The sequence below is a fragment of the Vibrio sp. 1288 genome, assembly GCF_033344475.1.
The window spans coordinates 1-589 of record NZ_JAWPOX010000826.1 but is presented as its reverse complement, the minus strand read 5'-3'; the positions used below and the strand labels follow the sequence as shown (position 1 = coordinate 589).

Genomic DNA, 589 nt, shown 5'->3' with positions numbered 1-589 from the left:
TGACAACGGCTATCGGTCTGATTTCAGCATGTTCTGATTTCTTCAGCTCGAAGACATCACTGTCATACAAGCAGTGGGTTCTGATCAACGGTGCAGTATGTGCGCTAGTTGCTAACGTTGGTCTAGCGCAATTGATTTCGCTCTCTGTACCTGTACTGTTTGCCCTTTACCCAGTGGCGATTGCTTTGGTTGCTCTTACCTTTGTTCGTAGCAAACTGCCAAATCCTCGCTTTGCATACCGTGCGGTACTGCTAGTATCACTATTGTTCGCACTTGTTGATGCAGCGAAAGTTGCTGGTTTGGATGTATCTGCGTTCAACGTACTACCGCTGTTTGAAGTGGGCATGGGTTGGGTTCTTCCTACTCTGGCAGCTATCATCTGCATGTTCTTCATCTCTAAATCTGTTCAACCAGAACTACGAGAAGAAGCGGCGTAAAGACGCTAGAAATTGAATAATGAAAAAGCCCGATGAAGTGATTCATCGGGCTTTTTTGTATCAGGTTCGCATCAACGTAAGCGTCGGTGCTTAAAGCGTATCGTGGAACTCCACAAGTACTTGTTCACACCACTTTTCAATTCGCTCGTCAC

Annotated in this window: 1 protein-coding gene; it reads left to right on the top strand. The window is 46.0% G+C overall.

Annotation, left to right across the window (positions count from 1 at the left end):
- A partial coding sequence (locus R8O11_RS29590; protein WP_318195175.1) for a branched-chain amino acid transport system II carrier protein occupies nt 1-437 on the top strand: 437 nt, incomplete at its 5' end.
- Nucleotides 438-589 lie beyond the last annotated feature (152 nt).